Raw genomic sequence first — 14898 nt, forward strand, 5'->3', positions numbered from 1 at the left:
TGTCCTGTCAGTCTTTCTAAATTCAACCGCGGTCCAGCATCACCGCGCCATCTTCTACCCGCACAGGATAGGTTTGGAGCGGCTCGAATGCAGGAGGACCCAGTGCCTCTCCAGTGCGCAGATCAAACTTCGACGCATGCCAAGGACATTCGACCGTGCAGTCATCACCCACCCATCCATCGTCCATCGGCGCGTCTTCATGCGTACAGAAAAACTGGGTGGCGAAAACATCGGTGCCCACGCGAAAGAGGACAATTTTGGGTTCGCCATCGACGACGAAAGTTCCCTCATCTTCGATATCATCGAGAGACGCTACAGTTTCAAAAGCCATGTCCAACCACCTTATTACATGGAAGGAATTTGAAAGCGGTGTCCCCATGCAGACGGCGCATCGTGAGTGAGAACGTGCCAAGATTCATCATCGACTTCGAGCCCGCCCCAACCATACTCGACATCAAATCCCGATGGCGTCTGATAATAGGCGCTAAGCATCTCGTCATTGGAATGCCTGCCTAAGGTGAGGGAGATATGGGTCTTGCGTTCTTCGGCGCGGTACAGGGCCCGCCCAACATCGTCGACGCTTTCGACTTCAAGCATGAAATGCTGGAGCTTCTTAGGATATGGCAATTGGAACAACGCCAACGAATGGTGGCGCGCATTGCAGCGCAGGAAAGCAAAGCTAAGTGACTCGCCCGACGGCGCTTGTGCATAGATATAGTCGGACAACTTGAGACCAAGCACGTCGATATACCACTTCTCTGCCGCCTTAGCATCTGAGCTATTCAGGACGATATGACCGAGTCCTTGCCGTCCGGTTTTGAAGCGAACGCCGAGCGGACTCTGGAAAGGCTGCTCTGTGCGCTGGCGCGGGCCGTAATAAGCCTCGCAACGCATTCCATCGAGATCATTGAAAGTAATAAGAGCCTGAACATACCGGTCAGCAGCTAGATCCTCGCTACCATCGGCCACCTCGATACCGGAGTCTTCCAGATTCGATTTCAATGCAGCCAATGCAGCAGCGTCGGCGACTTCCCAGCCGACATAGGCGATGTCATCTGGGCCATCCGGGATCAGTCGGATACGCGAGGCATATTCGTCTAAGCGCAAATCCACCGAGCCATCTTCACGTTCGACAGCCTGGAGGCCAAGGAAGTTCATCGCGTAATCGCGCCATGCCTCAAGATCGGACACGCCGAACCCCAGATAACCCAGCGCTTGTACATGACTCATCGAAATTGCTCCCAGAATATTGTTGCCATACGGCAGCGTATGGAAACACGCTAACCCATCCGGTACCGCAGATCAATCAGTTTTCGCTTAAGCTTGCCACATCGTTCACGACATGGACTCAGCAACAGCTAGTCAGATGTAAAACAGCTGGGCTATAGCCCCCTCCAGGACACAGTTTTTCTCTGAATTACTTACCTGGGGCACCGCGACCATGAACCAGCCTGATGAGCGATTAAAAACCAAGCAAGCGAGGCGAAAAGGTGTTTCGCGACTTGATGCTGCGGACTGGGTGACGGCGGCCAATGGAATGCTGCAGACAGGCGGAATTGACGCAGTGCGTATCGAACCGCTCGCCCGTAAACTTGGTGTTACCAAGGGCAGCTTCTATTGGCACTTTCAAGATCGCGAAGCCCTTCATACTGCCATTCTGGACCAATGGCGACTTCGCCATACAAGCGCCTTCATCAATCGCCTAAATCGCAGCGTGAACCGGCCGCGGGAGCGATTGCAATTGCTGGCGGCACTCCCGCGAAGGGGCAAGGAAGTCAGTAAGGACGTCAAATTGGAATTGTCGATCCGCGAATGGGCCAAACGCGATGATGCCGTCCACACAATCGTCAGCGAAGTAGACGCCAGCCGGCTGGACTATATCGCAACTCTGATGATCCAATGCGGACTCCCTGCAACCGTGGCGCACGACAGGGCATTCTATTTTTATAGCGGGCTGCTAGGGGAAGCATTGATCGTGGAAGAAGTCGCGGAATCGCTCAGCGGTTTGCTCGATCTTCTCTTATTCGAGACTACCTCTGACTAGCCTGAAGTCGATAGCGATTTTATCATTCTGGACCGCACCAAAGAGCGGATCTAAGGCTTCCGAAACGCTACTTAACCTGTTGAGCTTGGTCTATCGGGCAGCTTGGATCGGTGAGCAGAGACCAAATGTCGTGCAGACTGCTCGTATCCTGATGATGAGTGCGACCTCGCGATGCGGTAATGTGTGCGCCAACGCTTAATCATAGCGAATTCGTGCTTCAGTAAAGAAAAGCCTCTGCCGTCAAGCAAACAATCCCTGATCTCGTTGATGAAGTCTTGTAGGTAGTCTCTTAAAGCGCAAAAGCCTCGATGCGATCATCCTTATTCCCAAGCGACCGAACTCGTCGAGGGGGTGAGGTGAGACCTCGAGTTGATTGCGCAAGCCGGCGTGATCGAACGGACAGCGCGCCGCTACAACTTGGCCAACTCTGCCAGAAATTCATCGCTCCTCATTCAAATAGGATTCGTATCGCCAAACGTTGGCGCATGGACTCGCCGCTTCCAGTAAGCATGCAGGACGCCTTGTTGCCGTGGATTATTTCACAAAATGGCCTTGGCTTCAGCCTTGGTTCGGCAGGCGCTACGCAGAATCAGAAAATGGATGGTCCAGGTCAACAAGCGATCAGACCACGCCAATGAGTGCCAGATTTTTCCCAGACGCGGGGTCGTTCAGGCGACTTTTGCGTGGCTCGGTTTGAACCGCGCTCATGCCACGGACTTCGAACAAACCATCGCCTTCGCGTGACTAATTCCCGCCTCGACCCAGTTTTTCTTCCGCCGCATCGCAAGACTATGAGATTAATACAATTAATCTTGAACCAGACTCTAGCAAAGCTAGCTCGCCCAGTTCTCGATTACCTCAACGAAGCGCGTGAGCCAGGCATTGGTCTGATGGCCATCGACAACCCGGTGATCGATGGTGAGCGAAACATAGCACATTGGCCGAACCTGCATGGCATCCTGCCCGTCTATTTCTCGCACTACTACCCGCTTCTCCATCTTGCCGAGCCCAAGGATGGCCGATTGCGGCTGGTTGATAATAACGGGCGTGGCGAGCAGCGACCCGGAGACGCCGTGGTTGGAAATGGTGAAAGTACCGCGCGCCATATCGGCCGCACCTAACTGGTTGGATCGGGCGCGCTCTGTGATGTCGGTCAGGCGTCGTGCGATCCCGCGCAGCGACAAGTCCTGTGTATTGTGGATCACTGGCACAACAAGACCCTTTTCGCCGAGCGCAGTACCAATGCCGATATTGACGTTCTCGAAAAGTTCGAGACAGTCGTCGTGCCAGCGACTGTTGATCGCGGCTGCGACTTTCATCGCCTCCGCAGCAGCAGCGACGAAATAGGCTGAGAAAGTGAGTTTTACACCCTTTGCTTCAAACGCAGCCTTATTGGCAGCGCGGTGCGCGATGATCGCGGAGAGATCGGCTTCAAACACCGCTGTAACGTGTGGCGCGGTCTGGACCGAGTTGGCCATATTGCGAGCAATTGCCAGACGCATATTATCGTGCGGAATAGTACGCGCGGTCAGGCTGGCCGGTGTCGGTGCAGGCTCGGCGACTTCAGTCGAGGACTGTGCAGGAACCGCTGCCGCTCCGCTGGCGACGAATTTGTCAACATCGGCGCGGGTTATCCGCCCCCCGCGTCCGGTTCCTGAAATTTGTGCAGGGTCGAGGCCATGTTCGCCCAAAGCCTTACGCACTGAAGGCGAAAGCGCGGTGAGAGGATCGATAGCAGGCCCCCGTGCCTTTGAAGATTCGCGAAGCTGCGATTCCGATTTTTTAACTGCACCCCTTTGCTCAGCTGGCTGGCTGCCGACTTGCACTTCTTCCTTCACATCGGTCGGCTTAAGGTGCCCGAGCACCGCACCCGGTTCGGCCTCGGAATCGGTATCGAGCAGGATTTCCACGAGCACACCCTCGCTCGTAGCGGAAACTTCCTGTGTCACCTTATCAGTTTCCAATTCCACGAGTGGATCGTCAATCTTTACGTGGTCACCAACTGATTTTAGCCAGTTGCGGACGGTGGCGGTGGTGCCTTCGAGTTCGGTCGGGACCAATATATCTGTCATGTTAGGCCCTCCCTAGTAGCCGATGAGTTCATCGATCTTGGTACGTATACTCTCGATCGAGGGAACAACTGAGTTGAGCAGCACCGGGTTATGCGGACTGGGCAAATCGGGCATCGTCAGCCGCGCCACAGGAGCATCGAGATGGAGAAAGGCGTCCTCGACCACGACAGCAGCAATTTCCGCACCGAAACCTGCAGTTTGCAAATCTTCATGCACGATCAGGCAGCGGCGAGTGCGCCGCACCGATTCGAGCACGGCATCTTTATCCCACGGCATTAACGTACGCAGGTCAAGGACATGGACAGAGCGACCCTCCGCTGCTTCTTCGCAGCGCGGAACCATCGCCCCCCAAGTCACGATAGTCAGGTCGTCGCCCTCCGCAACACTGCGCGCTTTGCCGAATTCGAACGCGTAGTCATCACCAGGATAGGGTCGCCGCGCCCAGGTATCGTCGAGCATCGCACGATGTTCGAAGAAGATCACCGGATCGTTGCCGCGCAGTGATGTGCGCAACAATCCCACCGCATCTTCAGCATTGGAAGGCACTGCCACTTTCCAACCTGGGTTGTGTACGAAAGCAACCTCGTTGGTCTGGCTGTGCCAGGGGTCGCCGCATTTAAAGTAGCCACCCGGGATGCGTACCACCATTGGCGCAGCGAACCGGTTGTTCGTGCGCCAGCGGATTGTGCCGCAATCGTTGATCTGCTCTGTGGCGGGCTCGGCATATTTGCGGAACTGAATTTCCGGGACGGGCATTAGTCCGGCCAGCGCCATACCAACGGCTCGCCCGATAATGCCTTCTTCCGAAAGGCTGGTGTCGAACACGCGCTCTTCGCCGAACTTGTCCTGTAATCCCAGCGTCACACCATGGACTCCGCCCTTCGGCCCGATATCCTCGCCGAATAAGACTACGCGCTCGTTGACTTGGAGTTCGTGCTCCAACGTGCGCCGAATAGCGGTGACCATGTTCACGCGCTGACCACTCTCGGGCTGCGGAATATCGCTGCTTTCGGGCGGCGTGTAGCCAAGAGTCCACTGGCCGCCCATCTCCTGCATTCTACCCTCGAAAAACACGTCGTCGGCCACAGTTGCGGGCTCCGCTGGCTGACGCGCTTCTGCCTGCTCGCGCGCATTCTCTGCAACGTCAGCGGCTCGATTCTCAATAGCATCCCACTCCTCCGGTCCGATGACCGACGGGACCAAGAATTGCTTCATTTTGGGGAGCGGATCGCGCGCCCATTCGGATGTAATGGTATCCTTATCTTTGTAGGCCTGCGTATCTTGGAAGCTGTGTCCCTGGAGCCGCGGCATTGTCAGTCGCAGCATCGCAGGGGCGCGATTTTCGCGCACGTACTGGACCGCCTGCTCAGTAAGCTGCGCTGCTTCCTGCGGATCGGTTCCGTCACCGGATATAATTTCCAGGCCTTGCCAGCTAGCAAGGTTAGCAGCGATATTCCCGCCCGGTGTTTGCACGGTGGAAGGTACCGAAATGCCAAAACCATTGTCCTCAATATAGAACAGCAACGGCAACTGCTGCGTGGTCGCGATTGTGAGCGCAGACCAGAACCCGTTGGAAGCAACCGAGCCGTCACCGCCAAGTACTACACCGATAGCCTTGTTGTAGGCGCTGTCCTTAAGCTGCGTCCGATAATACTCAATCGCCTGCGCCCAGCCTGCGGTTGGCGTGTACTGCGCACCCACCCCGCCGCACATCGGCAGCGCCGAGGCGCCACTGTCATTGGGGTAGTTGAACACAACGCCGATATCCCGGCCATCGGAATAACCGCCGCTGCGCCCCATGGCTGATGCCAGTGCGTCCGACACATCAACGCCCAACGCCAGTAGGATTGGTCGCGAGCGGTAGTACCCGCAGATTGCATCGTGCTGCTCAGTCAATTGCTGGCCAAGAAGTAATTGCGCCATATCATGACCGCGCGCGGAGAATTGATAAAGAACCTTCTTCTCAGGAACGAGCCGCTCTTCCTCCATCGCGTCCAGTGCGCGCGAAAGTTGCATCAGGTACGTCAAGCGATGCCAGTCGGGGCTGTTCGCCTTAGCTGACCTAGTGGTCCGGGCTTTTGTGCTCGTTGCCATCTACTATTCTCTCGATTGCATCGCCGGTGACTGGCTGGAAATTACGAGAATATTTTATCCAAGTTGCAAAAGCTCAATCAGAATCCTTGACATTCTCCATGTGAGCGGAACATATTTTCGCATATCTCAATAATCTTGAAAGGTTTATATCATCGACGACATTGACCGAAAATTGGTACGATCACTTCAAAAAGATGCAGCGCTCAGCCAGCAACGCTTGGCAGAGAGCATCGGGGTTTCACCCGCATCGCTTTGGCGAAGACTAAAGAGCCTCGAGAAAACAGGGCTTCTTGGAAAACTGGTTCGGCTTGTCGATCCGGTCGCAGCTGGGCTGTCGCTTGATGTCATCTGCCAAGTACAGATGCAGAACCACGATGAGGAAACGCGAACCAGCTTCGAGGAGTTCGTGGCCTCTCGAGGAGAGATTCTTGCTTGTTTTTCGACCTCGGGCGAATGGGACTACCTATTACACATTATTGTGCCAGATATCGCCGGGTACGAACGGTTGCTAATGGAGGATTTACTTCGCCACCCCGGCGTTTCTCAATCGTCATCACACTTCGCTTTGAAGCGGATAAAGCACACGACGGTCCTACCCATTTCGTGACATCGGCGGCCAGACGATTTGCATGGCACACACCCGATCACCGGATTTCCATAAGCGCAGGGGTCTTGCCAGATTAACGTGGCAGCCGGATTGGCGCGTTGTTAAGTCGCACCGATGAGCCGCAAATCCAGAGCTAAGCCGCTGTCTCCATTCCGTCGCTTCTACTCATCGCCCGAGGTGATCCGCCTTGTTGTCATGAAGTATGTGCGGTTTCCCGATGCCAAGTTCGCCCATGTTCCTACGTCGAGCTCTCCCTTCTCCCCGACATTGGGATCGGATTTCTCGAGCAGGCTCTCGACCATTGCAGGGCAAAGCCGCAGTCAGAGCGAGACCTATTCCAACCTTGCACAGCAATCGACGAGCTCGGCGGTGATGGTCGAAATTCCCATTCTCGATCTCCAGGCCTCGGCCGGATTCGGGGCGATTGCGGCGAGCGAGAATGCCTACACCCGGTTTGGTTTCGATGAACGCTGGCTGCGCGCACTGACGCCCGCGAAGAGCGCCAGCCTGTCGATCGTGCGCGTGTTGGGGGATTCCATGGAGCCCATCCTCACGAGACGTTTGAAGCGCAGCGGACGCAATTGGCGTTTCACTTCGAGCGAAAAGAGGCGGGTTTCGGCGCCAGAAACAGGATCGGTGCGGAGAATTTCATCGCCGAGCACCGCGAAGCTATCGACGCGGAGCGTTTCCAGACCCAGGTCGAGCGTGCCAGCCCCGCGTGCGGCCTCGATCCGCGCTTCAACAAGACCGAGATATTCCTCGAAGATGCCGTTCTGCAACGCAATGGGAAGCGCGAGGATGCGGTTGAGCCAGCGCTGGATGGTGGGCAAATTATCGGTAAGGCCGCCATCGGGGCTCTCGAGCTTGAGGCCGGTTCGCTCGACGAAGTCCCCGAAACCGACTGCCTCGAGTTTGCCATCGTAAAGCAGGTGGAACCAGCGCGAGAGAGCGTCCTTCGCATAATCGCTTTCGAGATTGTCGGCAGGGTCGAACAGGTTCTGTCCCCCTGTCTGACGCTGGCCGCGTGTGAGAGCGCCCAATGCGTCGAGCCTTCGCGCGATGGTCGAGATGAAGCGGCGTTCGCCCTTCACATCGGTCGTGACCGGGCGGAACAGCGGCGCAGAAGCCTGGTTAGTACGGTTTGTCCGGCCAAGACCCTGGATTGCATTGTCGGCACGCCAGCCCGGTTCGAGGAGGAAATGGACTCGGCGCTGCTGGTTCTGGGCATCAAGGTCGGCGTGATAGGATTGTCCCGTACCCCCTGCGTCCGAGAACACCAGAATCCGTTTGGTTCCGTCCATGAAGCACTGTGCTTCAGCGACGTTTGCGCTTGCGCTTCGACGTTCAAGCCGCTGCTGACCGTCGCGTCCCCAGACCAACCTGCGCGAGCGGCCCGTGACCTCGGCCACCGCCTCGGTCCCGAAGTGCTCGATGATTGCATCGAGTGCAGTAGCGATAGGGGGCAATGCGCAAAGCTGCTCGATCAGTGCTTCGCGCGCGGCGATGGCCCGCGAGCAGAGAACGGGATTGCCGTGCTCGTCGCTCATCGCTTCAGAACGCAGATTGCCCTCCTCGTCAGTAAAGACCTGCATCAGGCGCACGGGAAAGCTCTTCGCGAGATAGTCGATGACATATTCGCGCGGAGAGAGATCGATATCGAGCGCTTCTCGCTCCTCGTCCGAGAGATCGGCCAGGCGACGGTCGAGCATGGCCTCGGCTGTCGAAACCAGTTGCACGACCACCGAATGATTTTCGCTGAGCGCCTCTTCCATCGCCGGGATCAGGCTCGGCAATTTCATCGAAAGCAGAAGCTGCGCGAAGAAGCGCTGCTTTTCGAGCCGCTTTCGCCATGCACGCAGATGATGCTTTCTGAGCTTGTCTAACTTAACCTTGGCAATGGCGTCATCATATACGTGACGGCGAAAGACGCCTTCGGCGATTGACCCAGGTTTGTCGCTGAGATAGGCCCGACAGGCATCTTCAACCGTATCCAGCTTCTCTGTTCGCAGCCCTCCCGCTTCTACCAACTTGGCGAATGCCTCTGCATCCCTTTTGGCCGTGGCGAACACATCATGTCCGGACAAGGTCCCATAAGGTCCAAGATTCTTGCGGCGGTACTTTCGCGCGTCTTCATCATAGGCCCGAGCGAACCATGATCCCTTTCCACCCCTGCGGGACGGTCGATATCCAACATACCAACCAGCCTGGAGGCGCTGCCAATGAGGTTCCTTGTCGCTTCGCGGCTTCAGTTTATCACGTTCGCCAATCTTGCTCAGGTCAGGCATTTCCGCACAGCTTTTGTATGAAACGTATGAAACAAGTATGAAAAACTTGGGTGGATCGATTAAGACAATCCTAGACAAATCTATCTGTTTTTCAAGGATTTTTTAGTCCCAGATAATCCCAGATAGTCCGTATTCCCATCCTTCACACGGGTGGGGTCGCAAGTTCAATCCTTGCCGCGCCCACCATTCTTCCCACTTTCATCGGCGCGCACAAACGGCTAACCCTCGGTCATGGTCGAGACACATTCACTCGCTTCACGGTCGACAAATTTCTGTCAGGCCTGCTCGGTGCGCAACCGGGCGATCTGTGCGGATCTGGACGATAGCGAGATTGAAGTGCTCAACGCCATCGGTCGCCGCCGCACGCTTGAAGCGGGCGAAGACCTGCTGTGGGAAGGTGATGAGGCGCTGCTGGTAGCGAATGTCATCACCGGCATGCTCAAGCTCTCGACCCATACGGCAGACGGGAAAGAACAAATCCTGGGCCTTGCCTATCCATCAGACTTCCTCGGCCGCCCTTTTGGCGAGACGACGCCGCATGGCGCGCAGGCGCTGATCCCGTCGCAAGTGTGCGTTTTTGCGCGCGCGGATTTTGACCGGTTTGCGAAGGAACATCCTAAGCTGGAGCACAAGCTGCTCGAACGCACCCTGCGTGAACTTGACCGCACACGCCGCTGGATGCTGCTGCTGGGAAGGATGAATGCAGAGCAGAAAGTCGCCAGCTTCCTCCTCGAAATGTCCGATCAGATTTCGCCGCAATTCGCCGACGATACCAAGGCGATCGAATTGCCGCTGACCCGCCAACAGATCGCCGATATTCTCGGCCTGACGATCGAGACGGTCAGTCGCCAGCTCAGCACATTCCGCAAGCAAGGCCTTATCGACCTTCCATCGCGCCGCGAAGTGATCCTCAGCAATCGCAGCGCGCTCGAAGATATCGCGGGCCTCTAGGCGCAACGGCGCTGGACAAGGCCCGGCGCAATTGGGCATAGGCCGCGGCCATGCACGATATCCGTTTCATTCGCGAAAACCCGGACGATTTTGACGCAGCACTGGCGCGCCGCGGGCTTGAGCCGCTGGCCGGCAAATTGCGCACACTTGACGAACAGCGCCGCCTCCTGACGACGCAGCTGCAAGAGGCGCAAAGCCGTCGCAATGAAGCCTCCAAAGCGATCGGTCAGGCGATGAGCCAGGGCGATAAGGAGAGAGCCGAAGCGCTCAAGGCCGAAGTGGCCGAGATCAAAGCGATGATGCCCGGTCTGGAAGAGCAGGAAAAGGCGCTTGGCGAAGAGCTGAACGCCGCGCTCGCCATCATCCCCAACCTGCCAGCCGATGACGTGCCCCAAGGCGAAGATGAAAGCGACAATGTAGAAGTCAGCAGCTGGGGCGAGAAGCGCGACTTCGCCTTCACTCCGCTGGAGCACGCCGACCTTGCCCCGCCGCTCGGCATGGATTTCGAAACCGGCACCAAGCTTTCAGGCGCTCGCTTCACGTTCCTGCGCGGCGACATGGCCCGGCTCCACCGCGCTATCGCGCAATTCATGCTCGACCAGCAGACGCGCGAGAATGGCTACACCGAATGCAATCCACCGGTGCTGGTGAATGACGATGCGATGTTTGGGACGGACAAGCTGCCCAAGTTCGCCGAGGATAGTTTTCGCACCACGGACAATCGCTGGCTCATCCCCACATCCGAAGTGAGCCTCACCGCCTCGGTCGCGGGCGAGATTATCGACGATCTGGCGGAGCCGCTCCGTCTTACCGCGCATACGCTCTGCTTCCGAAGCGAAGCGGGGTCGGCGGGCAAGGATACGCGCGGCTTTATCCGCCAGCACCAGTTCGAAAAGGTCGAGCTGGTCAGCATTTGCAAGCCCGAGGATAGCGAAGCCGAGCACGAGCGGATGACCGCCTGTGCCGAAGGCATCCTGCAAGCGCTGGACCTGCCCTATCGCAAGGTGCTGCTGTGCACCGGAGACATGGGCTTTGGCGCGCGCAAGACCTACGATCTCGAAGTGTGGCTGCCCGGTCAGGGTGCCTATCGCGAGATTTCGTCATGCTCCAACACCGGCGCATTTCAGGCGCGGCGGATGAATACCCGCTATCGCCCCGAAGGCGGGAAGAAGACCGATTTTGTCCACACGCTGAACGGCTCGGGCCTTGCCGTGGGACGTACTCTGGTGGCGGTGTTGGAGAACTACCAGGAGGAAGATGGCTCGGTCATCGTGCCGGACGTTTTGGCGCCCTACATGGGCGGTGTGGAGATCCTTCGGAGCAGGCAGTGATCCGTTCGTGGTGAGCCTGTCGAACCATGAATTTGCGAGCCTCACCAATTCGCCCTTCGACAAGCTCAGGACGAACGGATAGGGACGGCTCATGCGCATTCTCCTGACCAATGACGACGGCATTCACGCCCCCGGCCTCGCCGTGCTGGAAGAACTGGCGGCTCAGCTTTCCGACGATGTGTGGGTGTGTGCCCCGGCAGAAGAGCAATCGGGCGCGGGGCATTCGCTGACCCTGCATCACCCCGTACGTTTGCGCGAGCATGGGGAGAAACGCTTCTCTGTCACCGGCACGCCGACCGACAGCGTGAACCTCGCGCTGCGCAAGCTGTTTGAAGATAAGCGCCCAGACCTCGTCCTGTCCGGCGTGAATGCGGGCGAGAATCTGGGCGATGACATCACTTATTCGGGCACAGCCTCTGCCGCGATGGAAGCCGCGCTGGCCGGCGTTCCGGCAATCGCTCTCAGCCAAGCTTTCCGCGACAATGGGCCGAGCTTTTCGGCGACCCGCGAGTGGGGCAGGCGCGTGCTGGAGCCGCTGACCGACGTGACCATGGCCAAGCGAACGCTCATCAATGTGAACTTCCCCGCCCTCCCTGCAGACAAGGTGCGCGGCATTCGCGTGGTGCGGCAGGGTTTTCACGATTACTCTCGCGGTTCTCTGGTGCAGGGCACCGATCCGCGCGGTCGGCCATATTATTGGTTCGGCCTACAGGATGCCGAGCACACGCTGGATCACGGCACCGATCTGGAAGCGGTGGAAGATGGCTTTATCGCGGTCACGCCATTGCAGCTTGATCTTACCAATCACGGCGCGATAGGAACTCTGGCAGAGCGGTTTGCACCGTGACGGAGAGGCGCTGACCCTTGGCCAGAATGCACGACAAGCATGAGAAGCAGCGGATCGGCAAGCGCCGGTTTACGCCCATTCGCCGTGCCGTGAAGATCCCCGTCTGGGGCGATCTGGGCATCCGCATCGGAACGGCGCTTTCGCTGATCTTCCTCGTCATCATGATCCACTGGTGGGATCGCGCTGGCTTGGTCGACAATGTTGATGGCGATGTCAGCTTTCTCGACGTCGTCTATTTCACCATGATCTCCATCACTACCACCGGCTTTGGCGATATCGCGCCCGTCACAGACCGTGCACGACTGGTGGAAGCGGTAATCGTGACACCCGTTCGTTTTGCCGTGCTCTTCATCTTTGTCGGCACGGCGTATAACTTCATTATCAAGCGCAGTTGGGAGAAGTGGCGGATGGCCCGCATCCAGGATCAGCTCACAGACCATGTCGTGGTGCTCGGCTTCGGCGTCTCCGGCGCGGAAGCAGTTGGCGAACTTATCGAACGCGGGGCGGACCCTGCCACGATCGTCGTCATGGATACGCATGAGGAGCGCCTCGACCTTGCAGAGAGCATGGGCTGCAATGTCATCGCCGCCGATGCCTCGCGCGATGAGAACCTTGAGGCGGTGCGCATTGCCAATGCGCAGACCGTGCTGGTGTCCGCCGGCCGGGACGATGCCTCGATCCTGATCGTACTCACCGTGCGCCATCTCGCCCCCAACGTGCCGATCAGTGTCGTCGTGCGGGCAGCGGATAACGAGCTGCTGGCGCGGCAGGCGGGCGCGGATAACGTCATCAACCCGGTGCGCTTTACCGGGTTGCTGCTCGCAGGCTCCGCGCGCGGCGCGCATATCAGCGAGTACATGTCCGACCTCGCGTCGGTCACCGGCCGCGTGCAGCTGGTGGAGCGCGAGGTGCTGCCTGAAGAGATCGGCCGCCCGCTGTCGGATCTCGCGTCCGGCGGCCGTGGCCTGCGCATCTATCGCAATGGCGGCGCCTGCGGCTTCTGGGAGCACGAGGCTGACGCGCTGCAGGCAGGCGACATCATCGTCGAGATACTGCCGTCCGAGAACGGCGATGACGAAGATGAGGTCGCGGCGACCGAGAAGGCCTAGGCATTCTCCCTCTCCGCTTCCCTCTAGCCCCCGCCGCGCATCGGGTGTAGGGGCGCGGCCATTATGGCTTCCAACTCCGCCTCCCCAATTCCCGACCAGAAGCGTGTCGGCATGGTCTCGCTCGGTTGCCCTAAGGCGCTGGTCGATTCCGAACGCATCCTGACGCGCCTCCGGGCAGACGGTTACGCGATGTCGCCCGACTATGCCGGGGCCGATGTGGTGCTCGTCAACACCTGCGGCTTCCTCGATTCCGCCAAGGAGGAGAGCCTTGAGGCCATTGGCGAGGCCATCGCCGAGAACGGCCGCGTCATCGTGACCGGCTGCATGGGCGATGAGGCGGAGCTGATCCGCGCCCGCTATCCCAAGGTCCTCGCGATCACCGGCGCGCACCAGTATGAAGACGTGGTCGAGGCCGTGCACGAGGCCGCACCGCCCAGCCAGGGCCCCTTCATCGACCTCGTGCCCCAGCCATCCGACCAGATGGTCAAGCTCACCCCGCGCCACTACTCCTACCTCAAGATCAGCGAGGGGTGTAACCACTCCTGCGCCTTCTGCATCATCCCGGACCTGCGCGGCAAGCTCGCCAGCCGCCGGATCGATGCCGTCCTGCGCGAGGCCGAGAAGCTCGTCGCCGCAGGCACGAAGGAGCTGCTCGTCATCAGCCAGGACACCTCGGCTTACGGCGTGGACACCCGCCACGAGACCCGCAGCTGGAAGGGCCGCGAACCCCGCGCCCACATGACCGACCTCGCCCGCGAGCTCGGCCAGCTACGCACCGCAGAGGGCACCCCGCCCTGGGTGCGCCTGCACTATGTCTACCCCTACCCCCATGTCGACGCGGTCATCCCGCTGATGGCAGAGGGGCTGCTCACCCCCTATCTCGACATCCCCTTCCAGCATGCCGCACCCAGTGTCCTCAAGGCCATGCGCCGCCCGGCGAATGAGGCCAAGGTGCTCGAACGCGTGCGCAAGTGGCGCGACATTTGCCCCGATCTCACCATCCGCTCCAGCTTCGTGGTCGGCTTTCCGGGAGAGACCGAGGAAGACTTCCAGTACCTGCTGCGCTGGCTGGAGGAAGCCCAGCTCGACCGCGTCGGCGGCTTCCGCTTCGAACCGGTCGAGGGCGCAGCGGCCAATGCCCTGCCCAACCCCGTGCCCGAAGAGGTGAAGGAAGAGCGATACGCGCGCCTGATGGAAGTCACGACAAGCATCAGCAACGCCAAACTCGCCGCCAAAGTCGGCCGCACCCTGCCCGTGATCATCGACGAAGTCGGCGAGCCGGACGAAGACGGCGACATAGGCGCCACCGGCCGCAGCCAGGCCGACGCCCCGGAGATCGACGGCGAAGTGTTCCTGCGCAACGTGCCCGATGCGCTGGCCGCTGGCGACATCGTGCAGGTGGAGATTGAGGACGCCGATGCGCATGACCTGTATGGGGTGCTGGTAGCGCTGTAAGGGTGTGACACAGAACGCGGTTGTAAGACAGCTTCCGACTGGCCGCATCGCTCTGTAAAACAGCGATATTTTTGAGAAGTCCGTGTCCCAGCCATGGACTTTG

The 14898-nt window shown here is 58.7% G+C and carries 13 protein-coding genes; 7 read left to right on the plus strand and 6 right to left on the minus strand.

Annotated elements, in window-relative coordinates:
• Positions 1–22 precede the first annotated feature (22 nt).
• Together I5L03_RS12925 and I5L03_RS12930 are read right to left on the minus strand one after the other, a co-directional pair.
• The gene (locus I5L03_RS12925) at positions 23–331 is read right to left on the minus strand and encodes a non-heme iron oxygenase ferredoxin subunit (RefSeq protein ID WP_197922431.1); all 309 of its coding nucleotides are present in this window, start codon (positions 329–331) and stop codon (positions 23–25) included.
• A gap of 14 nt (positions 332–345) precedes the next feature.
• Positions 346–1230, minus strand: a complete 885-nt coding sequence (locus tag I5L03_RS12930; protein WP_197922433.1) for a VOC family protein — start codon at positions 1228–1230, stop codon at positions 346–348.
• 211 nt (positions 1231–1441) lie between these two features.
• On the opposite strand from I5L03_RS12930, the gene I5L03_RS12935 reads away from it, so the two are divergent.
• Entirely contained in the window at positions 1442–2044 is a 603-nt protein-coding gene (locus I5L03_RS12935) for a TetR/AcrR family transcriptional regulator (protein ID WP_197922435.1), read from the plus strand.
• 833 nt (positions 2045–2877) lie between these two features.
• On the opposite strand, the gene I5L03_RS12940 is transcribed toward I5L03_RS12935, so the two are convergent.
• Positions 2878–4116 (minus strand): dihydrolipoamide acetyltransferase family protein, encoded by a 1239-nt coding sequence (locus I5L03_RS12940; protein ID WP_197922437.1) that lies wholly within the window; start codon positions 4114–4116, stop codon positions 2878–2880.
• Between the two features lie 12 nt (positions 4117–4128).
• Positions 4129–6132, minus strand: coding sequence for an alpha-ketoacid dehydrogenase subunit alpha/beta (locus tag I5L03_RS12945; protein WP_234035251.1), 2004 nt, complete (start codon positions 6130–6132; stop codon positions 4129–4131).
• 238 nt (positions 6133–6370) lie between these two features.
• Here I5L03_RS12945 and I5L03_RS13605 point away from each other — a divergent pair, with 238 nt between their 5' ends.
• Positions 6371–6817: an Lrp/AsnC family transcriptional regulator gene (locus I5L03_RS13605; RefSeq protein WP_325100218.1), complete on the plus strand. Its 447-nt coding sequence runs from the start codon at positions 6371–6373 to the stop codon at positions 6815–6817.
• 161 nt (positions 6818–6978) lie between these two features.
• Here the strand turns inward: I5L03_RS13605 and I5L03_RS12955 are convergent, their stop codons facing one another.
• Positions 6979–7119, minus strand: a complete 141-nt coding sequence (locus I5L03_RS12955; protein WP_197922441.1) for a hypothetical protein — start codon at positions 7117–7119, stop codon at positions 6979–6981.
• Between the two features lie 141 nt (positions 7120–7260).
• Positions 7261–8409 (minus strand): strawberry notch C-terminal domain-containing protein, encoded by a 1149-nt coding sequence (locus tag I5L03_RS12960; protein WP_407647641.1) that lies wholly within the window; start codon positions 8407–8409, stop codon positions 7261–7263.
• A 924-nt stretch (positions 8410–9333) separates the two neighbouring features.
• Here I5L03_RS12960 and I5L03_RS12965 point away from each other — a divergent pair.
• From I5L03_RS12965 to rimO, 5 genes are all read left to right on the plus strand, one after another.
• Positions 9334–10053, plus strand: coding sequence for a Crp/Fnr family transcriptional regulator (locus I5L03_RS12965; protein ID WP_197922442.1), 720 nt, complete (start codon positions 9334–9336; stop codon positions 10051–10053).
• A gap of 50 nt (positions 10054–10103) precedes the next feature.
• On the plus strand, positions 10104–11384 hold the full coding sequence (gene serS, locus I5L03_RS12970; RefSeq protein ID WP_197922444.1) for a serine--tRNA ligase: 1281 nt from the start codon (positions 10104–10106) through the stop codon (positions 11382–11384).
• 91 nt (positions 11385–11475) lie between these two features.
• Complete coding sequence (gene surE / locus I5L03_RS12975; protein ID WP_197922445.1) at positions 11476–12231, plus strand: 5'/3'-nucleotidase SurE; 756 nt, start codon at positions 11476–11478, stop codon at positions 12229–12231.
• A 26-nt stretch (positions 12232–12257) separates the two neighbouring features.
• Positions 12258–13340 carry a potassium channel family protein gene (locus tag I5L03_RS12980; RefSeq protein WP_197922447.1) on the plus strand — a complete coding sequence of 361 codons (1083 nt, stop codon included), beginning with the start codon at positions 12258–12260 and terminating at the stop codon, positions 13338–13340.
• 63 nt (positions 13341–13403) lie between these two features.
• A complete protein-coding gene (rimO, locus tag I5L03_RS12985; protein WP_197922448.1) occupies positions 13404–14795 on the plus strand; it encodes a 30S ribosomal protein S12 methylthiotransferase RimO in 1392 nt (463 codons plus the stop codon).
• The last annotated feature ends 103 nt before the right edge of the window (positions 14796–14898 follow it).

It is taken from the genome of Aurantiacibacter sediminis, assembly GCF_016019885.1.
GTDB classification, from domain to species: domain Bacteria; phylum Pseudomonadota; class Alphaproteobacteria; order Sphingomonadales; family Sphingomonadaceae; genus Alteraurantiacibacter; species Alteraurantiacibacter sediminis.